General features: G+C 55.1%; 20 protein-coding genes. 19 read left to right on the top strand and 1 reads right to left on the bottom strand.

The features are described from left to right. Positions 1 to 7: 7 nt before the first annotated feature. Both ACSIPU_RS18285 and ACSIPU_RS18280 read left to right on the top strand, forming a co-directional pair. Complete coding sequence (locus tag ACSIPU_RS18285) at positions 8 to 244, top strand: non-oxidative hydroxyarylic acid decarboxylases subunit D (RefSeq protein WP_004104951.1); 237 nt, start codon at positions 8 to 10, stop codon at positions 242 to 244. Between the two features lie 339 nt (positions 245 to 583). Then, entirely contained in the window at positions 584 to 736 is a 153-nt protein-coding gene (locus ACSIPU_RS18280; protein WP_009651623.1) for a Hok/Gef family protein, read from the top strand. 118 nt (positions 737 to 854) lie between these two features. Here the strand turns inward: ACSIPU_RS18280 and mutS are convergent, their stop codons facing one another. Continuing rightward, positions 855 to 3,416, bottom strand: a complete 2,562-nt coding sequence (gene mutS, locus ACSIPU_RS18275; RefSeq protein WP_017145489.1) for a DNA mismatch repair protein MutS — start codon at positions 3,414 to 3,416, stop codon at positions 855 to 857. Positions 3,417 to 4,036: 620 nt separating this feature from the next. On the opposite strand from mutS, the gene ACSIPU_RS18270 reads away from it, so the two are divergent. From ACSIPU_RS18270 to ACSIPU_RS18190, 17 genes are all read left to right on the top strand, one after another. Then, positions 4,037 to 4,579, top strand: coding sequence for a fimbrial protein (locus tag ACSIPU_RS18270; RefSeq protein WP_004104944.1), 543 nt, complete (start codon positions 4,037 to 4,039; stop codon positions 4,577 to 4,579). A gap of 79 nt (positions 4,580 to 4,658) precedes the next feature. Further along, positions 4,659 to 5,213 carry a fimbrial protein gene (locus tag ACSIPU_RS18265; RefSeq protein WP_004104942.1) on the top strand — a complete coding sequence of 185 codons (555 nt, stop codon included), beginning with the start codon at positions 4,659 to 4,661 and terminating at the stop codon, positions 5,211 to 5,213. 75 nt (positions 5,214 to 5,288) lie between these two features. Beyond that, a complete protein-coding gene (locus ACSIPU_RS18260; protein ID WP_004104940.1) occupies positions 5,289 to 7,757 on the top strand; it encodes a fimbria/pilus outer membrane usher protein in 2,469 nt (822 codons plus the stop codon). Between the two features lie 25 nt (positions 7,758 to 7,782). After that, the gene (locus tag ACSIPU_RS18255) at positions 7,783 to 8,526 is read left to right on the top strand and encodes a fimbrial biogenesis chaperone (RefSeq protein ID WP_004104938.1); all 744 of its coding nucleotides are present in this window, start codon (positions 7,783 to 7,785) and stop codon (positions 8,524 to 8,526) included. Positions 8,527 to 8,544: 18 nt separating this feature from the next. Next, positions 8,545 to 9,174 carry a fimbrial protein gene (locus ACSIPU_RS18250; RefSeq protein WP_004104936.1) on the top strand — a complete coding sequence of 210 codons (630 nt, stop codon included), beginning with the start codon at positions 8,545 to 8,547 and terminating at the stop codon, positions 9,172 to 9,174. After that, positions 9,174 to 10,226, top strand: coding sequence for a fimbrial protein (locus tag ACSIPU_RS18245; protein WP_023329985.1), 1,053 nt, complete (start codon positions 9,174 to 9,176; stop codon positions 10,224 to 10,226). The genes ACSIPU_RS18250 and ACSIPU_RS18245 overlap by 1 nt, the downstream gene beginning before the upstream one ends. Before the next feature lie 9 nt (positions 10,227 to 10,235). Further along, the gene (locus ACSIPU_RS18240; RefSeq protein ID WP_004114804.1) at positions 10,236 to 10,784 is read left to right on the top strand and encodes a fimbrial protein; all 549 of its coding nucleotides are present in this window, start codon (positions 10,236 to 10,238) and stop codon (positions 10,782 to 10,784) included. A 22-nt stretch (positions 10,785 to 10,806) separates the two neighbouring features. Then, on the top strand, positions 10,807 to 11,478 hold the full coding sequence (locus tag ACSIPU_RS18235) for a hypothetical protein (protein ID WP_004104924.1): 672 nt from the start codon (positions 10,807 to 10,809) through the stop codon (positions 11,476 to 11,478). Positions 11,479 to 11,581: 103 nt separating this feature from the next. Further along, positions 11,582 to 11,791 carry a DUF4762 family protein gene (locus ACSIPU_RS18230; protein WP_004104922.1) on the top strand — a complete coding sequence of 70 codons (210 nt, stop codon included), beginning with the start codon at positions 11,582 to 11,584 and terminating at the stop codon, positions 11,789 to 11,791. A gap of 70 nt (positions 11,792 to 11,861) precedes the next feature. Then, on the top strand, positions 11,862 to 12,530 hold the full coding sequence (locus ACSIPU_RS18225) for a DsbA family protein (protein WP_004104920.1): 669 nt from the start codon (positions 11,862 to 11,864) through the stop codon (positions 12,528 to 12,530). A 2-nt stretch (positions 12,531 to 12,532) separates the two neighbouring features. Continuing rightward, positions 12,533 to 13,483 (top strand): ABC transporter, encoded by a 951-nt coding sequence (locus ACSIPU_RS18220; RefSeq protein ID WP_435322254.1) that lies wholly within the window; start codon positions 12,533 to 12,535, stop codon positions 13,481 to 13,483. A gap of 9 nt (positions 13,484 to 13,492) precedes the next feature. Next, positions 13,493 to 15,604 carry a peptidase domain-containing ABC transporter gene (locus ACSIPU_RS18215; RefSeq protein WP_024274621.1) on the top strand — a complete coding sequence of 704 codons (2,112 nt, stop codon included), beginning with the start codon at positions 13,493 to 13,495 and terminating at the stop codon, positions 15,602 to 15,604. Then, positions 15,601 to 16,761, top strand: coding sequence for an efflux RND transporter periplasmic adaptor subunit (locus ACSIPU_RS18210; protein ID WP_004104907.1), 1,161 nt, complete (start codon positions 15,601 to 15,603; stop codon positions 16,759 to 16,761). Before ACSIPU_RS18215 ends, ACSIPU_RS18210 begins: the two co-directional genes overlap by 4 nt. Next, positions 16,761 to 18,704, top strand: a complete 1,944-nt coding sequence (locus ACSIPU_RS18205) for an ABC transporter permease (protein WP_004104905.1) — start codon at positions 16,761 to 16,763, stop codon at positions 18,702 to 18,704. The genes ACSIPU_RS18210 and ACSIPU_RS18205 overlap by 1 nt, the downstream gene beginning before the upstream one ends. Then, the gene (locus ACSIPU_RS18200) at positions 18,701 to 20,098 is read left to right on the top strand and encodes a TolC family protein (RefSeq protein WP_195606310.1); all 1,398 of its coding nucleotides are present in this window, start codon (positions 18,701 to 18,703) and stop codon (positions 20,096 to 20,098) included. Before ACSIPU_RS18205 ends, ACSIPU_RS18200 begins: the two co-directional genes overlap by 4 nt. Further along, entirely contained in the window at positions 20,085 to 21,338 is a 1,254-nt protein-coding gene (locus tag ACSIPU_RS18195; protein WP_024274620.1) for a beta-ketoacyl-[acyl-carrier-protein] synthase family protein, read from the top strand. Before ACSIPU_RS18200 ends, ACSIPU_RS18195 begins: the two co-directional genes overlap by 14 nt. Beyond that, positions 21,335 to 22,129: a MaoC/PaaZ C-terminal domain-containing protein gene (locus tag ACSIPU_RS18190; protein WP_196557954.1), complete on the top strand. Its 795-nt coding sequence runs from the start codon at positions 21,335 to 21,337 to the stop codon at positions 22,127 to 22,129. The genes ACSIPU_RS18195 and ACSIPU_RS18190 overlap by 4 nt, the downstream gene beginning before the upstream one ends. Positions 22,130 to 22,140 lie beyond the last annotated feature (11 nt).

Here is a 22,140-nt window from a genome sequence, read left to right as displayed (position 1 = left end):
GGAAAAGATGATTTGTCCACGTTGCGCCGATGAACATATTGAAGTGCTGGCAAAATCGCCGGTAAAAGATGTCTGGACGGTATTTCAGTGCCAGCACTGTTTCTATACCTGGCGCGATACTGAACCGCTACGCCGCACCAGCCGCGAACATTATCCGGAAGCGTTTCGCATGACGCAGAAGGATATTGATGAATCGCCGATGGTGCCGAGTATTCCGCCGCTGCTGGCGGAAGATAAACGATAAAATAAACGGGCCCGCTCAGTCGGGCCTTTTTTATTTGTTTGGTTAATCAATGCAAAATATTTATTAATTAATCTTTCAAATGTCAAAATGGTTGATAGAGCAGATACGTTTGCGAGCCTTCTTCCAGTTTATAATAAAATCAACGGGTTTGATAAATTACCGATAAGTTTTGCGGCCGGGGAAATATAGAATAGCGGCGGGTGCTTGAGGCTATCTGGCTTTGAGCATTGACAAGGATTCAGATAGACGAAAGCCCCAGGAGATATTTCTATCAACTGAGGCTGACGGATGAACCTGAACAATTCAGATGTTAGTCTCTTCTTTGCAGGGAGGCAAGACATGCTGACAAAATATGCCCTTGTGGCAATCGTCGTACTGTGTATTACGGTACTGGGATTTACGCTTTTGGTGCGCAGCTCGCTGTGCGAACTCAGTATTAAAGAGCGTAGTATGGAGTTTAAAGCTGTTCTCGCTTACGAATCGAAGAAATAGCATCAGCGCGGGGGCAACCCCGCGTATTGGTTGTCAGGATGCATCCTCTCGCACCCAGTTTGCATTTGTTAAAACGGCAGCACCGCAAAGTGCTGCCGTTTTTTCACTTTAAAAGGAACTACACCAGGCTTTTCAGACGATAGAGCCACTCCAGCGCCTGGCGCGGAGTCAGCGAGTCCGGGTCAAGATTCTCCAGCGCTTCAACCGCGGGCGAGGTCTCTTCCGGAGCAGAAAGCAGCGACATCTGGGTACCGTCCACCTGCGTGGCGGCAGCGCTCGGCGCGATGCTCTCCAGTTCGCGCAGCTTCTGCCGCGCGCGTTTAATCACCTCTTTCGGCACACCGGCCAGCGCGGCAACCGCCAGGCCATAGCTCTTACTCGCCGCACCATCCTGCACGCTGTGCATAAAGGCAATGGTATCGCCGTGCTCCAGCGCATCAAGATGGACGTTGGCCACGCCTTCCATTTTCTCCGGCAGCTGGGTTAGCTCGAAGTAGTGGGTGGCAAACAGGGTCAAGGCCTTGATCTTATTCGCCAGATTTTCCGCGCAGGCCCACGCCAGCGACAGGCCATCGTAGGTCGAGGTGCCACGACCGATTTCATCCATCAGCACCAGACTATGCTCGGTGGCGTTATGCAGAATATTGGCGGTTTCGGTCATCTCTACCATAAAGGTTGAGCGGCCGCTGGCCAGGTCATCCGCCGCACCGACACGGGTGAAAATACGATCGATAGGGCCGATTTCGACTTTATCCGCCGGAACGTAGCTGCCGATATACGCCAGCAGGGCGATCAGCGCGGTCTGACGCATATAGGTACTTTTACCGCCCATATTCGGGCCGGTGATAATCAACATTCTCCGCTGCGGAGCGAGGTGCAGAGGGTTAGCGATAAAAGGCTCTTTCAGTACCTGCTCAACCACCGGATGGCGGCCTTCGCTAATACGAATGCCCGGTTTATCGCTGAAGGTCGGGCAGCAGTAGTTGAGGGTCTCGGCGCGCTCGGCAAGGTTCACCAGCACATCGAGCTCCGCCAGCGCGCTGGCGCTCTGCTGCAGGTCGCCAAGATGCGGTAGCAGTAAATCGAAAAGCTCATCGTACAGCTGCTTTTCCAGCGCCAGCGCTTTCCCTTTGGAGGTCAGAACCTTATCTTCATACTCCTTCAGCTCAGGAATAATATAGCGCTCGGCGTTCTTAAGGGTCTGGCGACGGACGTAATGGATCGGCGCATGCTGGCTCTGACCGCGGCTAATCTGGATGTAGTAGCCGTGAACGGCGTTGTAGCCGACCTTCAGCGTATCCAGCCCCAGACGCTCGCGCTCGCGAATTTCCAGCTTGTCGAGGTAATCGGTCGCGCCATCGGCCAGACCACGCCACTCATCCAGCTCCGCGTTGTAGCCGGGGGCGATAACGCCGCCGTCGCGAACCAGCACCGGCGGCGCATCGATAATCGCCCGTTCAAGCAGGTCGCGTAGTTCGTTAAACTCGCCCATTTTCTCGCGAAGCCGCTGTACCGGCGCGCAGTCGACGTCTGCCAGCATCGCACGCAGCGCAGGCAGCTGCTGGAATGCGTGACGCATACGGGCTAAATCTCGTGGACGAGCGGTGCGCAGCGCCAGGCGAGCCAGTATACGTTCAAGGTCGCCAACCTGACGGAGTATCGGCTGCAGTTCAGTGTAATGCTCCTGCAGCGCGCCAATGGTCTGCTGGCGCTCTACCAGTACTGCGGTGTCGCGCGCCGGCATATGCAGCCAGCGCTTAAGCATACGGCTGCCCATCGGAGTGACGGTGCAGTCGAGTACCGAAGCCAGAGTATTATCAAAGCCGCCGGCCAGGTTCTGGGTTATCTCCAGGTTGCGGCGAGTAGCGGCATCCATAATGATGCTGTCCTGCTGGCGTTCCATGGTGATGGAACGGATGTGCGGCAATGACGTACGCTGGGTGTCTTTGACGTATTGCAGCAGGCAGCCGGCGGCACACAGGCCGCGCGGGGCGTTTTCAACGCCGAATCCGACCAGATCGCGCGTACCGAACTGGAGATTGAGCTGCTGGCGCGCGGTGTCGATTTCGAATTCCCACAGCGGACGACGGCGCAAGCCTCGGCGCCCCTCAATCAACGAGGATTCGGCAAAGTCTTCCGCGTACAGCAGTTCGGCGGGATTGGTGCGCTGGAGCTCCGCCGCCATCGTCTCGCGGTCAGCGGGTTCGCTCAGGCGAAAACGTCCGGAGCTAATATCGAGGGTGGCGTAGCCAAAACCTTTACTATCCTGCCAGATGGCGGCCAGCAGATTATCCTGACGTTCCTGCAGCAGCGCTTCATCGCTGATAGTTCCGGGGGTCACAATGCGAACGACTTTGCGTTCAACCGGCCCTTTAGTGGTCGCCGGATCGCCAATCTGTTCGCAAATGGCCACCGACTCCCCCTGATTAACCAGCTTGGCGAGATAGTTCTCCACCGCATGATGCGGGATCCCGGCCATCGGAATCGGTTCGCCTGCGGAAGCGCCGCGTTTGGTCAGCGAGATATCAAGCAGCTGCGATGCGCGTTTCGCATCGTCATAGAAGAGTTCGTAAAAATCACCCATCCGGTAAAACAGCAGGATCTCCGGATGCTGGGCTTTCAGCTTGAGATACTGCTGCATCATGGGCGTATGGGCGTCAAGATTCTCTAGTGTACTCATCAGTTTTGATGTCCATTTACTTAAGTTTTAATGAGTTAGCGGATTTTATTGTTTTCATGACGTCACGCTGCGGCTCATTGGTTCCCGTGAAATTGTGCTTTTCTTTTCATTGACTCATGAGCCGCATGATAACGGAGTCTTCTGGCCAGGAAAACAAGAAGCGGCAACGGCGTGGTGCGGAAAGATTCTCCGGTTGTGTCTGCGTATGACCCGCAGAAAGAGCTGATAACTTCTTTGTTAAAAAATTGTGATCTATGTTAAAATTATTTTACGGTGAATTCATGGCATCTATAATTTATTAATTACCTGGCGTAATTTGTTTTTAGGATATATCTCAGTGTTCTGCGAGTTAAATTTCTAACGCGGGATTGTTCGCGAGGTTAAATCTTTTTTTAATTCCCTGCTAAATGTATTTCTTTTTACCCCAAAAATGATTTGTTAGTATTTTTGCCGACCAGGGGATCTGGATTTAATTAAATTATTAATATTAATTAATAGTCTAATTATTGAAACGGATTTTTCGGTGATGCGGAGGGCTGCAGATTGTTGTGAGAATATACCGCAGCAATTTTATAGCTCCTTACTCTTTAGGATAAAAATTTATAACGCAGGAATTTTCTATGAAACTGAATAAAGTTGCTATGGCTGTGGCATTAACTGCTGCTCTCGGCTCTATGTCTGCTCTGGCTGCTGATACAACCAACGGGGTTATCGAGCTTCAGGGTGAACTGGTGAACACTGCTTGTGGTTTGGCCCCGTCGTCCAGCCCGGTAACCGTTGATTTTGGTCAGGTTCCAGTTTCCCTGCTGCAGGGCGGTGGTCAGGCAACTGAAGCTAAAAGCATCGAACTGCAGTACTGCGACACCACCATCGCTAGCAGCGCCGTTGTTTCCTACACCCCGACTTCGGTTAACCCGAACGATCCTACTCTGGCTGCATTCACTTCTGGTACCGCATCCGGCGCGGGTATCGGCCTGAAAGACAGCGCTAGCCAGACTGTGACCTGGGGCGCGCAGACGACTCCGGTCACTCTGGTTGATGGCACCAACACCATTCCTTTCGTGGCCTTCCTGAAAGCGGAAGCTGCTGCGAGCGGTTCTACCACTACCGTTACCGCGGGTGCATTCCAGTCAACGATCAACTTCACTATCGATTATCAATAATCGATTTTGAATTATCGCTCGCGGGGAGACTTCTCCCCGCGATATTGGAATGGGTGCCAGATAATATGGAATTCTGAGTATGGTTAAGGATACAGAGAAAAAGAGACTGATGGCGTTATTCGTATCGGTATTACTCTTCTCCGGACATGCTTTGAGTACTAATTTTACGCCCGGACAGTTGGCGCTTTCGGGGGAGCTGGTTGCTGCCGCCTGCGATATCGATCCCAACTCGCGCGAACTGTGGGTGGATTTCGGTAATATCTCGGCTCGCGATATTAATATGGACCAGGAAGGTAAGCTGATCCGACCTTTTCTGGTGCGCTTAGTCGGCTGCGCCTCTTTCGGTAGCGAAAATCCATCAACGCCCGGTGCCTATGCCACCATCACCTTTACCGGAAATGCTTCGTCGCAAGACCCGACGGTATTAATTCCGGATGGCGAGGGAAAAGGCTTTGGGATACAGATTCGCGATCGCCACGGGGAGATTTTAACTTTTGGAGAACCCTCTTCCGGGTATCTTCTGAGTGATGAGAATAATACGCTGAAATTTACCGCTTCGTTGGTTCCGGTTCAGCAACATATTAAGGCTGGAGATTTTTACGCCGTTACTCGTTTCTTTATGGATTACAACTAGAAATAAGCCAGCTATTGCTGTTGTAGCTTGTTTGTCGCGCACGATATTTTACTGAATGATTCGGGATGAATAGTCATGTCAGCAGAACTAAAAATAAAAATAATCCTCTCTCAGATCCTTTTTTTCTGCTGTGCTTCTGTGGCTTGCGCCTCCACTGATGTGGAATTCAACACCGACGTCTTGGATGCCGCCGACCGCGACAATATCGATTTAACGCGTTTCGCCACCGACAACTATGTGCCACCGGGCGAGTACTTATTAGACATTAAAATAAATGGTCAGGCTGTAGGGCAGCAAAAGGTTCGCTATCTGGCTTCCAAAGACGAGAAGCATACTCAGGCCTGCATTAACGGCGAAATTCTTGCAAGATTGGCATTAAAAGAAGAAGCCCAGCAGAAGGTCGCGCAGCCGTTTGCCGATTGTTATGACCTCCTCAGCCTTCCGGGCGCCACGCTCAGTAACTACGCCGGGGTGCTGGATATCACCATTCCGCAAGCGTGGATGAAATATAACGATCCAAACTGGACGCCGCCTGAGCGCTGGGACCAGGGGATCGGCGGATTTTTGCTCGACTATAGCCTCACCGGCCAATATACCCGCCAGCTTGATATGCACAAGGATTACAGCACCCTGAGCGGATATGGCCAGACAGGCTTCAACCTCGGCGGCTGGCGCGTACGCGGCGAATATCAGACCAGCTACTACAGCGCGACGCATCAATTTGATTTCGATATGAATCAGTTCTACGCCTATCGTCCGCTGCCGATGATGGCGGCAAAACTGACGGCAGGGGAGATCTATCTTGATTCGCAGGTTTTCGACACCGTTCGTTTTACCGGGCTGAATCTCGCCAGCGATGAGCGTCAACTGCCGCCAAACCTGCAGGGCTACGCGCCGGAAATCCGCGGTCTGGCAAAGACCAACGCTAAGGTGACGGTGAAGCAGAGCGGACGCATCATTTATGAAACGACGGTGCCTGCCGGGCCGTTTAATATTCAGGATTTACGGAGCTCGGTGCGCGGTACGCTGGATGTTCAGGTGGAAGAGCAGGACGGCTCCATCTCCACATTCCAGGTTAACACTGCCAATATTCCTTATCTTACGCGTCCAGGCTACGTGCGCTACAACGTCGCTATCGGTGCGCCGTCCCGCTATAGCCATAAAATTCAGGGGCCAGGTTTCGCTTCCGGTGATTTCTCCTGGGGGATCACCAATGCCTGGTCGCTCTACGGCGGGTTGCAGAGCGCAGGGGCCGAATATACCGCGGTTTCCGCCGGTATCGGTCGCGATCTCAGCGTCTTCGGCGCGCTCTCGCTGGATGCCACGGAATCTTACAGTCAGCAGTCGAACCAAAAGCGACTGAAAGGAACCTCGTTTAAGCTGAGCTATGCGAAAACCTTCGACGAATATAACAGTTCAATTACCTTCGCCGGATATCGCTTCTCGCAGGAGGACTTCCGTTCTTTCTCGCAGTATCTCAACGAGCGTTATGAGGGGTACGACAGTCTTGGCCGTGAAAAAGAAGTTTATACCATCACCGGTAATAAAACTTTCTGGGCTGATGAGCCAGGTAAGGCGACAACCGTCTTTCTGACCTATACCCACCAGAATTACTGGAACAGAAGCAGCCAGGATCGCTACGGCATCTCGTTAGGACGCTCGTTTAACGTCGGTAATATTCGCGGGATCACCACCAATATTTCGGCCTATCGTTCTGATTATGAAGGTCGGAAGGACGACTCTATTGCTCTCTCACTTTCTATTCCGGTTGGCGATAGTAAATGGAGCGGCCTGGACGTGCAGACCAATAACGGTAAAACCAGCCCGATGCTCTCGTATACCGATAGCAGCGACTATAACAACCTGTGGCGGCTGCGTGCGGGAGCGAGCCAGAGCGGTTATGCCAACGTCGACGGCTATTATCAGCGCCGCTCGCAGTATGCCGAAATCAACAGTAACGCCAGCTATCAGCAGGATAACTATCTCTCCCTGAGCAGCACGCTGCGCGGCGGATTCACCGCCACACGGCACGGCGCGGCGCTCCACAACAGCGGTGCGACGCTCAATACGGCCCGCGTTATGGTGAATACCAACGGTATCGGCGACGTTCCGCTTAATGACGGTAAATCAAGAACCAATAATTTCGGCATCGCCGTTATTCCGGACATCGTGAGCTACAACAGCTTTGACACCCGAGTCGACGTGGATGCGATGTCGGAATCCATCGAACCAGCAAAAGCTATCAGCACCGCCACGCTGACCGAAGGCGCCATTGGCTATCAGACCTTTGGCATGGCGAAGGGCGAAAAAATGATGGGCATTATTCGGCTGGCTGATGGCACCTATCCGCCGTTCGGCGCTGAGGTGATTAACGACGATGGCGTAAGCGTATCCATGATTATGGAAGGCGGGCAGGGATGGCTGGCAGGGGTTAATCCTCAGGAGCTGCTAAGCGTCGTTTGGGGCGGGAAGAAGCAGTGTCAGATCGCTATCCCGCCCACCATAGAGCGTCGTGCGACAGCCGCGCTATTGCCGTGTAAATGACAGTGACAGTAATAAAAGGTCAAAAATGAGCATAACAAGCAACAAACTCTGCTGGATGGGCGCTCTGATGCTGGCGGCGGTAAGCGGTACCGCTCAGGCAGGCGTTTCGCTGGACCGCACTCGGCTGATTATCACCGGTAAAGACAGCTCGGCGAGCGCCAATTTAACCAACACCAGTCCGGATATTCCGTTTCTGGCGCAATCCTGGGTCGAGGACAGCAAGGGCAATAAGATTACCTCTCCGCTGGTGGTGCTACCGCCTTTACAGCGTATCAACGGCGGGCAAAAAGGGGTGGCGCGGGTCACCAAAACGGATGGGATTAACCAATTACCACAGGATCGCGAAAGCCTGTTTTATTTAAGCGTACGCGAAATTCCGCCCAAGCCGGATAAAGCTAATGTCCTGCAGTTAGCCATGCAGTCGCGGATTAAATTATTTTTCCGCCCGACCGCCATTATTCCCAAAAGCAAAAGCGAGATATGGCAGGACCAGGTCGTCTTCCAAAAGAGCGGAAATAAGATGACCGCGCAAAATCCGACGCCCTATTACATCACCATCATTGGCTTATCCCGCGTGAAGGGTGAAAAAATCACCAAATTCCCGGGGATCATGGTTGCGCCGAAGTCCAGCCTGGAATTCAGCGTCACCGATGGCGGCGTGCGAGAGTTTGCCATGATGTATGTGAATGACTATGGCGGTCATCCCGAACTGAAATATCGCTGTGAAGGAAATACCTGTAAAGCTCTGCCGCCATCGCAGCAAGGGTAATTAAAGAGGAACCTGATGATGAAAACGCGTTTATCGCTTTTAGCACTGTTTGTATTCGGTATCAGTATGCCCGCGTTGGCCGAGGCTGATATTCCGCTACAGCCGCAGCACTATAACCGGGATCATCAGGGGGAAGATGGCGGTAACGTCATATTCAACGGCTCCGTCTATGCCTCACCTTGCGTGCTGGCGCCGCAGAGCCGTCTGCAGATAATTGAGATGGGTGAAATTAGCGCCCGTCGTTTTCATCAGGCAGGCGACCGCAGCCAGCCGGTGCTGGTTCGCGTCGAGCTCAGGGATTGTCTGAAGGGCGCATCGCAGGCGCGGGACAGCATCGCATCAAGAACGACGGGCAATAGCAAGCACCTCTACACCACCGGCGAGCAGGCGGTACAGCTGACCTTTATCGGCGAGTCCGATGAGCACAATCGCCAGCTGCTGCGCCTGACCGGCAGTATTTCTGGCGCCGGTATTCGCCTGCTGGATATCAAAGAGCGGGCGCTGGATATTAACCAAACGCAGCCGCCGTTTATTGTGAAAACCGGCGACAGCAGCCTGACGTTTATTGCCGTGCTGGAGTCGACCGCGCGTAACGTGACTGCGGGTAATTTTAGCGGACTGCTGCGTTTAAAAATGGAGTATCTCTGATGGCGAAGCGGGTTATCGGGCGGAAATCTTGCGTCACTATTTTACTCTGCGGCGGTTTATATTCCCTGAACGTCGGTGCGGCGGTTGAAGGGGAAATTACCCCGGTCGGCGGGCCTAAAATGTATAATATTGACGTGGCCAATCAGGATATTACCAATAATAGCCCCGGAGCAACCATTCCTTATGTCTTTTCCCTGGGTGGACAATATTCTGGGGTTGCCAGCTGTACGATTCCGATGGAAAATCAGGCTATATATTACTCGGCTACCGCATCAATACTGCAGCAGGGAAGTACACCAGGGTATTTAAAACTCAATGATTATATGGATGTAAAAATAGAGATTTATATCCGCGGTGAACGGATGGATTATTTTGCCGTTCCTTTTAATAATGAAACGAACGGAGCGTATCAGAACAAATGCGTTCCGCCAACCACCCAGTTTAATAACTTTGAGTCCGGCGCCCAGGGGCGGGTAACGTTTATGATTACCAAGCCGATTGTCAACGGCGTGAACCTGCTGGGTACAGAAATCGCAAAGCTTTATGGGCGTCTGGGGAATTACAGCGCAGGGATGGGCACTACGCCGATGTCGATTATCTCAATTAATTCCGGGGTGATTACCGTCCCGGATAAATGTGTTGTCAATTCGGGCTCACCGATCACCGTTGATTTCAATACTATCCCCAGCGCGGGTTCCCTGCTTAATGGCAACAACTACAGCCAGTCTGTGCCAATCCAGGTGAAATGCGAAGGGGGAAGCTTTGCAACCGGTAATCTGAATATTCGCCTGGGGATCCAGCAGGCCAATACCGCCAGCTTTAATAGCGATTATTTAGGCACGACTGGCGCCGTCGATCGCTCAAATCTTGGCATTATCCTCAAGGATTCGGGCGGCAATTTAGTTGCGGCGAATAGGTTTTATGACGTCCCGGGTTTTACCAATAACCAGGGAACCTGGAATCTGACGGCCGCGCCGATTGCGAATGCAGGAACCAACGTTCTCGAAGGGGATTTCCAGGCATCGGCCACCGTGGTCGCTGAGTTTCAGTAAGGGGACAGCATGCGTCAATTTATCGCATCAATGGTACTCATAGGTTCGCTATCGGCGGCCACCCCGGCACAGGCTATCGGGGAGCTGATCGGCGGCGATTTAAACTTCAAGGGAACCGTCGTTGCCCATGGTTGCAGTATCGTTCCCTCGTCAAAAAATATCGCCGTAGATTTTGGCGAAATTTCCACTCGTACGCTCTATGCGGAGAGAAAATCCCAACCTAAAGCTTTTGTGATTGAGCTTAAGGATTGCAGTACTGATGTGTTTAATTCCGTTACCGTAACCTTTAGCGGAACGGAAAATGCCAATATGAGCGACCGTCTGGCGATAACGCCGATAGCGCCTAACTCCGCCAGCGGTATTGGCATTGGTTTTGAAGAGAATGATGGTACGGCGATTTCACTAAATACGCCAACGACCGCGGTTGCCATTTCCAATGCCACCATGCAGTTAAATTTTAAAGCTTTTGTGGAAGGGGAACCGGATGCCTTGAGTAACAAAACTTTGCAAACCGGGGCCTTCCAGGCAACTGCGAATTACACCATAAATTACCAGTAGATTAGATCAAGGATGATTAACTATGAGCCGTCATTTCTTTCTCTACGATAAAAACATCTTTTTCGCGGAAGGCGTGCGTTCGGTGGTGGCCGATCTGGCCGCGCATGAAGACGACTGCGCTTTCTCAAGGCTTGACCAATTCTCACAACTGATCAATACCCTGCGTCAGCCAAAGCAAAAAGATGAACTGCGCTGGATCCTCTGCGATGTCGACAGTTTGCCGGATGAGCGTTTTAATGCGCTCTACACCATTAAAGAGTATTACTGCCGGGAAAATCAGCAGCTGGTAATTTTATTGGGAGAAAATAATATCTCTCTGTTTTTTGCGTTGCATTCTTTGCTGCCGGAAGCGAGCTGGCTATTAAAGAATGAATCGCTGGATAATTTTTTTAAATTTATCGAAAGCGCTGATGCCATGGTGGCGAAGAAAATTTTCTTCAGTCGATCCTTAATTAATTATACTCGACAGAAATGGCTAGCCAGGGATTTTAACAACAGCATCTCCAGCGATGACTGGTGGTTAATGGAAGAAATATTCAAAGGGAAAACGCTGTCACAAATTTCCTCTGAGCAAAAAATTGATGTTCGTCGATTGAGCCGCTGTAAACGCGGGCTGATGAAAAAATTAAACGTAAAAAATAACGTGGAACTGTTTAATATTTTCAAATGCATCGTGGCTACCCCCTGCGTTTAATAACGTACCAGCGATGACATCGCAAGAATTACTGGCAGGTATTTAAGCCAGTAGGTAAGTGTAAGAAAATACATTTCAATATAAATAGTTAAGGATCTAACAAATGAAAAAATTAAGCATGATTGAAGCATCAACAATCATTGGCGGGACCTGCAAGGAAACTTGCACCAGCTCTTACGAGACGGTGGTTGTTGGCGGTATCTCTACCTGTAAACAAGTGACTACCTGTACGGATAAGCACGGTAACTCAACCGTGACCTCCAAAGATGCGCCTGACGGTATGTGTGTTGTACCGAATAGCATCCGTCAGTAATTTCTGATGCGGTACATGGAGGGGGAACCCTCCATGTATTTCTCTGCCGTATTCGCGAGCCTGGTATCAAATGAAGATAAAACCTATTACCGCTGTTGGCTATACATTTCTGGTGGCGTTAATTTCGTCGCTAATTACCGTGCTGTGCTATCACATTTTTGTTTTTAATACGTTTTCGCTGGATAGCAGTCAGCCTTCGGCCCTGCGAGAAATTGACAGCGCCACCGTTGCCAGTAGCCCAATCAAGAATGAGAAAAGCATCATTGAAGTGATGTCCTACGGCTGTCACTACTGCGCGTCGAACGAAGAAGAGATTGAAAAATTCGCCGCCACGTTACCGGCGGATAGCGCCTTTGACGTTATCCATATTACGGCCGAAAGAAACGGCCTGGCCATTTATGCGCCGGTTTTCGCCACGCTGGAGGTGATGGGCCTTGAGCGCCAGATGCGCGATCGGGCTTTTAACGCCGTGCTGACCCGCGGTATTAATTTAGCGGATGATGACGCGCTTAATGGCTGGCTGAAAAAAAATGATATCGATGTCGAGAAATACCATCAGATACGCCAAAGTCAGGCCGTTGCCGAGCGCCTGGAATATATGGCGAAAATTACCGAACTCTACGACATTAATGCGACGCCGTTGTTTATTGTTAATAAAAAATACGTGGTTGCGAAGGATCGCCAGTTCCCTGAATTTGCTGACTATATGCGCCAGCTGTTAACGCAGGACAAGGAGTAAGCGTGACGCGTTTTCTCATCGTCTGGAGCGTTTTCAGCGTAAGAAAATGGTTCGCGCAGCTGAGCTGGCGCTACCGGCCTTTTACCGGCTATGGCCAAAAGGCGGTGCGCAGGATCATGCGTTTCACCCCCATGCCGCTGCTGTTGATAGCGATTCGCGCGCTATGTCGGCTACGGTTATTGGGCCGACACTACCGCGGCCGTACCGCCGTGGCGACGCAAAACTACCGCTGCCTGACGGGCGCCGACGGGCGAATCGATGCCGCATGGATAGCCATGCGCCGTCAGTTGCTTGAAATGGGCGCGACCTGGGGACAGCATCCGGCTACGCTGGCCCAGATGCAGGCGTGCACGCGAGAGCTTGATGCCGTTGTCGCGCCTCTGGTGGCGCAAAAGACGCCGGTCGTCCTCGCGCCGCTGCACTGCGTTTCCGATATTTTAGCGGCGATGGTCGGGGCCGGCGTGACGCCGGGAAAAGCCAGCGTGGTGGTCTCCTCCAGCGCGGAAAGCTACACCGTCGCCAGCCGAAAAATGGGCGGCGTCGCGCTCTCTTACTGCTCAATCCACCAGGATAATACGTCGCTGGCCAGCGAGCTTATGGCGTTAATGACCAATGTATCGGAAGGGCGGGAAAATATGATTATTTTCCCCGACATTCCTGCCGATTACACCGTGCAGACCCATGAAGCGCAGTCCGGGAAAATAAGCTGCCGACTCTTTGGCCGCCCGGCGAAATTACATAGCGGCGTACAGCGATTTTCTCGCATCGTATCGGCGCAGGTGGTTTTTTATCACCTCTATTATCAGCAGGGGATAAAAATAAAGATCTATTCTCCGCTGAGACCAAAAGAGGTCGCGGCACAGCTACCGACGATGATTGAAAACACCCTGCGTGACTATCCGCAGGACTGGCTTTTGTGGCACAGCCATTCGCTCTATTTTATTAATCACTGATGCATCATCATGAAAAAGATTATCCCTGATATGGTTTTCCAGGAAGAGACCAATGAATGCGGCCTCTCCTGTATTGCGATGCTGGCGCAGACCCAGAATATTCCGTGTTCTCTCCCGGCATTGCGGGAAATTTTCCCCGCATCCGATCATGGGACATCGTTGAGCGATCTATCCGTTATCCTGCAACAGGTCGGCATTGCCACCGCGCCGGTGTTGTTTGACCACGATGAACTTCATGCGCTGCCGTTCCCGTCCATTCTGCACTATGGCGCCAGCCACTATGTCCTGCTCGCCTGGCGCAAAGGGGATTACGTTTGCGTGATGAATCCGGCGATTGGCCAGCAGTGGCTGCCTTTCTCGGCATTAAAAAAAGAGATTAGCGGCTATGCGCTGATCCTCGAAGAATCTCCCGGCGCGATCGCCAGTCCGGATCCGGTTATTGCCGGGGCGCAGCAGGAGATGCCGCGCGCGATGAGCCTGAAGGAGACCGCGGCGGTACCGGGTATCTATAAACTGATGCTATTAACCTTCCTGGTATCGCTAACGCTGTTTTTAATGCCGACGATGGTCAGTCGGGCGATAAACCAGGCCTTCTCAGACGTTCAGAATACGCAGTTTCCTTATTTATGGTTCATCCTCGCTTTTGTCATATCCACGCTGTTAGCGCTGGGGGTGAGGGTGATTAGCGAGCGCTTTATCCGCCGCTTTGTCCTCCTCAAGAGCGATATCGGTTTTTCCCGCTTGCTGAATAATCCGCTGCGTTTTTTTGAAAAACGCGCGCCGGGGGATGTTTTCAGCCGCTTTATTGCCTGGCAGGGAGGGATGCTGCAAAAAATCGAGCTGGATAACGGACTCCGCTCGGACTGGATAATCTGCGTTATCGCTATCGGCATTATGTTCTGGATCTCACCGGTGCTGGCGCTCATTTCCGCTGCGGGCATTGTCGTGATGGGGCTGATCAGCGTCTGGGCGATATTCCGCGACCGCTGGTATACGCAGCAGCTGCAGTTGAAAAGCGCGACGCTGAATGACTTTTTCATGGAAACCCTTCAGGGGGTGTTAACCATTAAAACTGCCGGACTGGAAACGCAGCGCAAAGCGCAGTTTGCCCGTTTGTCACACGACCTTTTCACCTGCCTTCAGCGGCAGAAAGTTTACCAGCAGGTAAAAGAAGGTCTGTATCAGCTCACCGGCAGCCTCGAGATGGTGGTCTTTATGCTGGTGGTGCTGCCGCTGGTGAGCGCAAAGCTTATCTCGCTGGGCGACTTTTTTGCCTATAGCTTTTTACGGCAGATTTTTACCTCTTACGTCACGCGGATATTCTATGCCGTGATCCGTAAATCGCAGCTGCACGTGATTGATACCCGCGCGCAGGGCCTGTTTACCCGTGAGGAACCTGCAACTCCTCAGTTATCTCCGCTGCGTGGGGAGGCGGTTCCACAGCTGGCGTTTGAGGCAGTGAGCTTTCATTACGCTCCGCAAAGCCCGGTGCTGAATGCCGTTGATCTCCGGCTGGAACCCGGCGATCGGGTGGCGATTGTCGGCGATTCCGGCGCCGGAAAAAGTACCCTGCTACGGCTGATGGCCGGGCTTTTTACCGCACAGCATGGGCGCATTCTGCTGGACGGTGAAGAGGCGACCGCCCGCCAGCTGGCCTCGCAGGTATGGCTGCAGAGCCAGGAAGATATTTTGTTTAACGCCTCGGTGCTGCAAAACATCACCCTGTTTGACCCGTGGTACAGCGACAGCGATCGCGGGCGAGTGGAGGCGCTGGTCGATAAAATGGCGCTGGGGCCGGTCGTTCAGGCGCTGCCGGGAGGCATGGAGGCGCTGATCCGCGAGAGCCATTCGGCGCTCTCTTTAGGCCAGCGTCAGCGGCTGATGCTGGCGCGGGCGCTCTACAGCGCCCGGCCTATTTTGCTCTGCGATGAACCGACCGCCAATCTTGATGACGAAACCGCGGAAACGGTGATCGCCGCGCTGTGCCAGCACTGTCGTGAACAGGGCAAAACGCTGATCGTGGTAACCCACAGTGCGCCCATTCTGCATCACTTCACGCGGGTATATCGTCTGGATGAAGGCGAGCTGCGCGATATCGCACAGGGAGCGCCGGGCCAATGAGGCGACAATTTTTACGCCGCCGTAAAGCGTGGCTACTTGCGCTGGTCGCGATCCTGGCCATTATCGCCGCCGTTTTTTATCAGCGCTCGCTTCCGGCCCAGGCCGAGTCGCTCTACACCGTTGCGCTCGATCGCGGGGATATCGAAAAAGTAGTGCTGGCGAGCGGGACTATTAAACCTGCCGTCCAGGTGAGCGTCGGCGCACAGGTCAGCGGCCAGCTACGTAAGCTGTACGTGCGCCAGGGCGAGCGGGTACGTAAGGGGCAGCTGTTAGCCGAAATTGACCCGACGCTGCAGCTTTCCGATTTACGCAACGCCACCGCGCAGCTGGCCAGCGCCAGGGCGCAAAAGCTGGCTTCCGAGGCCACGCTGGTACAGTACCGCAAAGCGCTGGCGCGCGAGCAGGCGATGCAGCGCGATGGTTCGGGAGTGAGTAGCGATCTTGAGCAGGCGCAGGCGCAGTATAGCGCGCAGGTCCAGCAGATTGCGGTTAACGAAGCGCAGATCGTACAGGCGGAAATGAGCGTGCAGACCGCCAACGCCAACCTCGGCTACACCCGCATCCTTGCTCCTGTGGATGGTGAAGTGCTGGGCATCGTCACCCGTGAGGGGCAAACCATCGTCTCCTCACAAATCGCGCCGACGATTCTGGTGCTTGCCGACCTCGATAAAATGCAGGTGCAAACGCGCATTTCCGAAGCCGATATTCAGAAAATCCATCCCGGTCAGCCGCTGTGGTTTTACGTCATCGCCGATCCGCAGACGCGCTATGAAGGGGAGCTGGGCTACGTCCAGCCCGCGCCGCAGGAGGCGCTGGAGGAACAAAACGGCGGAGCTTCTGCCGGTAATCAGCAGAGCAGCGCCATTTACTATAACGGTACCTTCGAAGTCGATAACCACCAGCGCTTGCTGAAAACCTCAATGACCGCCCAGGTGTTTATCCGTATCGCGCAGGTAAAAGACGCGCTGCGCGTGCCGGTCGCCGCGCTGGGGCGTTCGCTCGGTGATGAGCGTTACATTGTGATGGTGCAAACGGCGAACGGTAGCGAGGAGCGCACCGTCCGTATCGGGATTAACGATCGTCAGTACGCGCAGGTGCTGGAAGGATTACGGCCCGATGAGCGGGTGGTGATCCCGCAGGACGCGGGGTCTGTGTGATGGCTGAGCCGCTGATCGTGCTGAACAATGTCACGCGTCATTTTACCGCCGGGACGCAGATTATTCCGGTACTAAAATCCGTCTCTCTGACCATTATGCCCGGCGAAATGGTGGCGATTATGGGCGCTTCCGGCTCGGGTAAATCGACGTTGATGAACATTATTGGTTGCCTGGATAAGCCCAGCAGCGGCGAGGTTTATATCAACGGGATCCCCACTCACCGGGCGGATAGCGCGGCGCTGGCCGAGCTGCGCAGCCGCTGGCTGGGGTTTATTTTTCAGCGCTACCACCTGATGCCTTATCTGACGGCGGAAGAGAATATCGCCATCCCCGCGCTCTATACCGCGATGCCCGCCGCTGAACGCCAGGCGCGCATTGCGCTACTGGCTGAAAAGCTGGGCATTGATGCGCGGTTACAGCACAAACCCGCTCAGCTTTCCGGCGGCCAGCAGCAGCGGGTCAGCGTCTGCCGGGCGTTAATCAACGGCGCGCAGATTATTCTCGCCGATGAGCCCACCGGGGCGTTGGATAGCGTCAGCGGTCGGGCGCTAATGGATGTTCTGCACCAGCTGAACGCCGACGGGCACACGGTCATCATCGTGACTCACGATCGCGAGGTGGCGCGGCAGGCGCAGCGGATCGTCGAGATCAGCGACGGACAGGTGGTTGCCGACAGTACCCACGGCGTTCGTGATAATCGCGGCATTCAGCGCCTTCCCGCAGTACAGGATAATGGTCGGGCCTCGCTGTCGCGCAGTATCGGAGAGTCGGTGCGGATGGCCTGGCGTTCCTTACTGGGACATCGGATGCGCGCCTTTCTGTCGATGCTGGGGATAATCATCGGCATTTCGTCCGTGGTCTCCTCCATGGCGGTGGGGGAAGGCGCCCGGCAGAGCATCATGAACGAGATTGGTAAGCTCGGAAATACCACGCTTGAAATCCGCCCGGGTACCGGCTGGGGCAGCAAGCGTCCGGATATGGAGCGGGCGCTGTCGCTGGATGATATCGCCAGCCTCGGCAGGCAGCCCTGGGTTCTGGGGGTATCGCCGATTGTTTCCAGCATGACCACCGCGGTACGTCAGGGCTTTGATTCTTCGATAATTCTTTCCGGCGTTTCCGCAGACTACTTTTCGCTGCAGGGGATTCGTTTTATTCAGGGCAACGGTTTTACCCGCCGCGATGTCGAGGATCGCGAACCGGTGCTGGTACTGGATGAAACCAGCAGGGAGACGCTGTTTCCCGGCAATGAAGATCCGCTGGGTAAAATTGTGCAGATTGCCGGCGCGCCGTGGCGGGTAATCGGCATTGCCAGCAAGCCCGGGCCAAAGGTGGTCAGCGGGTTTATGTCGGCGTGGATCCCCTATAGTTCGCTATTGCAGCGGATTTCCGGCGATAAGCCGCTGGAGGCGCTGACGCTGCGCTTCCAGGAAACGCTGTCGCCGCAGGAAGCAGCGCGGCGCGCGGAAAGGCACCTTATCCGCGAGCACGGCAAAAAAGATTTCTTTGTCCAGACCGATGAGCAGCTCGCCAAAGCGCTGCAAAAAACCTCCGACTCCATGTCGCTACTGATCACCGCTATTGCTGCCATCTCGCTGCTGGTCGGCGGCGTGGGGGTGATGAATATCATGCTGGTTTCCGTTACCGAACGCACTCATGAGATTGGCATTCGGCTATCGGTCGGCGCCCGCCCTACTGACATCATGCATCAGTTTTTAATTGAGGCGGTGATGATCTGCGCGCTCGGCGGCTTAACGGGAGTGCTGGGCTCATGGGCCGCCGGTAACCTGTTTGCCCTGTTGACGCAGGAGTTTTCCATGGTCTTTACCTGGCTGCCGGTGGCGATGGCCTGCGGCTTTTCCGCCCTGATAGGCCTGACGTTCGGCTATTTCCCGGCGCGTCGTGCGGCGCGGCTAAACCCGACGGAGGCGCTGGCCCGCGAATGAGATCGCTGACTTTATTATCGTTAATTGTATTGCTGACGGGCTGTGGAAATTTGACCCGCAGCGATTATCAGCGGCCGCTGCTGTCGGTGCCGGAGAACTGGCAGCGAACGGAAGGGCAAAGCGCCGAGCTTGCGTCGGAGAAAGCGGGTCGCTGGTGGGACCGTTTCGGCGATGAACGTCTGTCGCGGGTGATGGGGCAGGTTCTGGAAAGCAATAACGATCTGGCCGCTGCCGCCTTAACCCTTCGGCAGGCGCGCATTTCCGCCGGGCTGGCCCGAACCAATATCTCTCCCGACGCGACGCTAAACGGCGCCGGCAGTAACTCAAAGCCGCTCAATAGCGGAGGTTCGCAGGAGAGCTATAGCGCCTCGTTATCCCTGAGCTATGAGCTGGATCTGTGGGGCAAGCTGGCGCGGGTTCGTGAACAGAGCGAGTGGGAGGCGATTGCCAGCGAACAGGACTATCGGGCGACGATCCTGTCGACGATTGATACTACCGCGCAGCTCTACTGGAATATCGCGCTGCTGAATCAGCAAATGGCTTATCAGGCCGCCAGCCTGGATATCGCCAGGCAGACGCTGGCGCAGATTGAGTCCTGGCAGCGGGCGGGGAAAGTAGGGCTGCTTGACGTTCTGCAGTCCCGGCAGACGGTCATCAGTCGCCAGAATCAGCTGCTAAGCCTGAAACAGCAGCGGGCGATCTCCCGCAACGCGCTGGCGCTGCTGCTCAACAGGCCCCCCGCGCAGCATAGCGATGAAGCACCGGCGCTTGACGTCCATCAGCGTGTCGCCATTGCCAGCGCCACGCCGCTGGCCGCGCTCGCCAGCCGGCCCGATCTGCAGGCGGCGGAGTCGCGGCTGCGCGCGGCGCTGGCGGGTTCCGATGCGGCGCGGCTGAGCTTTTATCCCACGCTCTCGCTGCAGGGGACGCTGAGCGCCGGCAGCCAGATCTTTCACCAGTGGTTTAACGACCCGCTGCGTACCGTCGGAAGCAGCGTCGGCGCGCCCTTTATCCAGTGGAACACGGTACAGCTTACCGTGGAGCAGGCCAGCGTAAAGGTGCAGCAGGAGGCGGTGAACTTCCGCCGTACGGCCTACACCGCGCTGTCGGAGGTGGACGATGCGATGGAAAAGCGGCTTAACGCCGACGAGCAGCGCGTGCGCCTGCTGCAATCGCTGCAGCTGGGCCAGCGGCGCCTGACGCTCACCGAAAGCCGCTATCGGGCGGGCGCGGTGGACTACCAGACCCTGCTGAACGCACAGGACGCGCTGCTCGACGTACAGAACAGCCTGGCGCAGAACCAGTACGACTATCTTTATGCCACTTTGCAGCTTTGGCTGGCGCAGGGAGGCAATAACCCGCAACAGAGGATTTCCCAGAATGAGTCACAGTAAACCCCCTTATCGCGTGGTGATAACCGGCTATGGCGCGGTGACTCCCCTTGGCGATAGCGCTGCCGAAAGCTGGCAGGCGATCATGGATTATCGACGCGGTTACCGCTATGTGGATCTCTCCGCTAACGGCATCCACACCCATTTTATCGGTCAGGTAGAGAATGAACCCAGCCTCAAGGGGGTTCCCGCCGCTATTCGTCGGCGTCTGCCGCGTCACGCTCGCCTGGCGCTGGCCGCCGCGCGGGAGGCGGTGGCGATGGCCTTTGCTGGCGAACCACCCACCGATGCTTATGACCCGCTGAGGTGTGGCGCCATTATCGGCTCCGGCTGGGCAGGGCTGGATGAAAGCTATCTGGCGGTACCGGAGTTTGAGAAAACGGGCGTCTCTTCGCCCTTCAGCTGCTTCTTTTCGATGCCGAACGTGACCACCGCGGCCTGTAGTCAGCTGTGGAATCTGCGCGGTTATCAAAATACTCCGGTCGCCGCCTGCGCCACCGGCACTATCGCCATTGGCGAGGCCTATGATGCGATTCGCTTTGGCCGGGCCAGCATGATGCTCGCCGGGGCCGGGGAGTCGTTAAACAGCGTTTGCGCTATCTGGAATATCGATGTGCTTGGCGCGTTGAGCAGGGAATCGTCATCGCCGGAGCGGGCCAGCTGCCCGTTCAGCCTGCAGCGCAGCGGGTTTGTCCTTTCTGAAGGCGGCGCGGTGCTGTGCCTGGAAGAGCGCGAAAGCGCCCTGGCGCGGGGCGCGACAATCCTCGCGGAGGTCACCGGTTATGCCAATTTCTCCGACGCGGTGGATTTTACCTCACCGGCCGAAGACTGCGTGGCCCGTGAACAGACTATCCGCTGGGCGCTGCGCGACGCGGGCCTGCAGCCTGCCGATCTCGATTATATCAACGCTCACGGCACCTCCACACCGCTCAACGATATGAATGAAACGCAGTCGCTGAAAAAAGCGCTCGGCGACGAGGCGTACCGGATCCCGGTCTCCAGTACCAAAGCCTACTCCGGACATCTGATCGCCGCCGCGGGGAGCTTCGAGACCATTGTTTGCCTGCAGGCGATGGCGGCGGGGATCATGCCGGCGACGGCGCATCTGACGCAGCCCGATCCGCAGTGCGATCTCGACTATATCGCCGAAGGGCATCGTCAGGGAGAGATCCGTCGGGCGCTGAATCTGAGCTTTGGTTTCGGCGGCGCGAACGCCGCGCTGGTACTGGAGAAACACGCGTGACGCTGCTGCGCTACACCCTTGCCGATGCGCAGCAGTGGGCGGCGTTTTCCGGCGATGAAAACCCCATTCACTTCGACTACGCGGCAGCGCGCGCGATGGGGGCGGGGCAGCTGAGCGTCCACGGAATGCGCGCGCTGCTGGACGTGAAGCGCGATGTCCAATCGCGGCTGTGCCGCCCGGAGGGATACGTAAAATGCCAGGTCCGCCTGCGCAGGCCGCTATGGTGCGATACCGACTGGCTGTTAACGCCCGGGACGGCGAAAAAGCGGATTCTCTCCGCCGCATCGGTTAGCCACCCGCAGAATGGCGAAATCTGTTTGTCATGCCAGATGAGCCTGGCGGCTGAGCCGGAATCGCTGGAGGGTAAGCAGCCCAGCAAACTGGCGCCCACGACGCTGCTCGCGCTGCAATCCCATTTCAACCGCGCCTGGCCCGACCTGGCGCAGTGGCAGTTCCTTGATGCGCTGCTGTTCCGTCAGCTGATTTGCGATGAGGCGCTGCTGCGCCAGGAGAATATTGCCGCCCTGCTCGGACCGGGGGAAACCTCGCTGCAGCAAATTTTTTCCCGCTACCCGGTGCTGCAAACCCATCAGGAAGTGGTTTTTGATGCTCATCTGGCAGGCAAAGGGACGCCGGTCCAACCCGACTCGCTGTCGCTCTGGCTGTTGCCTTCATTGGTGGTCGGCCAGGCTGAGCAGGGCGCGCTGGTGCGTATTGCAGCGGCGGCGCAGCTGGATGATCAGGTCATAACGAATGTGATTACGCTAAAAGTTGGCCCAGTTACCAATTGATAATTAAGGAT

Source organism: Klebsiella sp. HN106 (assembly GCF_051209435.1).
In the GTDB taxonomy this organism is placed as follows: domain Bacteria; phylum Pseudomonadota; class Gammaproteobacteria; order Enterobacterales; family Enterobacteriaceae; genus Klebsiella; species Klebsiella oxytoca.
The sequence above is the reverse complement of the archived record's forward strand: the minus strand, read 5'-3'. Positions and strand labels throughout refer to the sequence as shown.

What these genes read in the sequence shown, in the direction of transcription:
- ACSIPU_RS18285 (WP_004104951.1), top strand. Translation starts at nt 8, where the DNA reads ATGATTTGTCCACGTTGCGCCGATGAACATATTGAAGTGCTGGCAAAA.
- ACSIPU_RS18280 (WP_009651623.1), top strand. Translation starts at nt 584, where the DNA reads ATGCTGACAAAATATGCCCTTGTGGCAATCGTCGTACTGTGTATTACG.
- mutS (WP_017145489.1), bottom strand. Translation starts at nt 3,416, where the DNA reads ATGAGTACACTAGAGAATCTTGACGCCCATACGCCCATGATGCAGCAG.
- ACSIPU_RS18270 (WP_004104944.1), top strand. Translation starts at nt 4,037, where the DNA reads ATGAAACTGAATAAAGTTGCTATGGCTGTGGCATTAACTGCTGCTCTC.
- ACSIPU_RS18265 (WP_004104942.1), top strand. Translation starts at nt 4,659, where the DNA reads ATGGTTAAGGATACAGAGAAAAAGAGACTGATGGCGTTATTCGTATCG.
- ACSIPU_RS18260 (WP_004104940.1), top strand. Translation starts at nt 5,289, where the DNA reads ATGTCAGCAGAACTAAAAATAAAAATAATCCTCTCTCAGATCCTTTTT.
- ACSIPU_RS18255 (WP_004104938.1), top strand. Translation starts at nt 7,783, where the DNA reads ATGAGCATAACAAGCAACAAACTCTGCTGGATGGGCGCTCTGATGCTG.
- ACSIPU_RS18250 (WP_004104936.1), top strand. Translation starts at nt 8,545, where the DNA reads ATGAAAACGCGTTTATCGCTTTTAGCACTGTTTGTATTCGGTATCAGT.
- ACSIPU_RS18245 (WP_023329985.1), top strand. Translation starts at nt 9,174, where the DNA reads ATGGCGAAGCGGGTTATCGGGCGGAAATCTTGCGTCACTATTTTACTC.
- ACSIPU_RS18240 (WP_004114804.1), top strand. Translation starts at nt 10,236, where the DNA reads ATGCGTCAATTTATCGCATCAATGGTACTCATAGGTTCGCTATCGGCG.
- ACSIPU_RS18235 (WP_004104924.1), top strand. Translation starts at nt 10,807, where the DNA reads ATGAGCCGTCATTTCTTTCTCTACGATAAAAACATCTTTTTCGCGGAA.
- ACSIPU_RS18230 (WP_004104922.1), top strand. Translation starts at nt 11,582, where the DNA reads ATGAAAAAATTAAGCATGATTGAAGCATCAACAATCATTGGCGGGACC.
- ACSIPU_RS18225 (WP_004104920.1), top strand. Translation starts at nt 11,862, where the DNA reads ATGAAGATAAAACCTATTACCGCTGTTGGCTATACATTTCTGGTGGCG.
- ACSIPU_RS18215 (WP_024274621.1), top strand. Translation starts at nt 13,493, where the DNA reads ATGAAAAAGATTATCCCTGATATGGTTTTCCAGGAAGAGACCAATGAA.
- ACSIPU_RS18210 (WP_004104907.1), top strand. Translation starts at nt 15,601, where the DNA reads ATGAGGCGACAATTTTTACGCCGCCGTAAAGCGTGGCTACTTGCGCTG.
- ACSIPU_RS18205 (WP_004104905.1), top strand. Translation starts at nt 16,761, where the DNA reads ATGGCTGAGCCGCTGATCGTGCTGAACAATGTCACGCGTCATTTTACC.
- ACSIPU_RS18200 (WP_195606310.1), top strand. Translation starts at nt 18,701, where the DNA reads ATGAGATCGCTGACTTTATTATCGTTAATTGTATTGCTGACGGGCTGT.
- ACSIPU_RS18195 (WP_024274620.1), top strand. Translation starts at nt 20,085, where the DNA reads ATGAGTCACAGTAAACCCCCTTATCGCGTGGTGATAACCGGCTATGGC.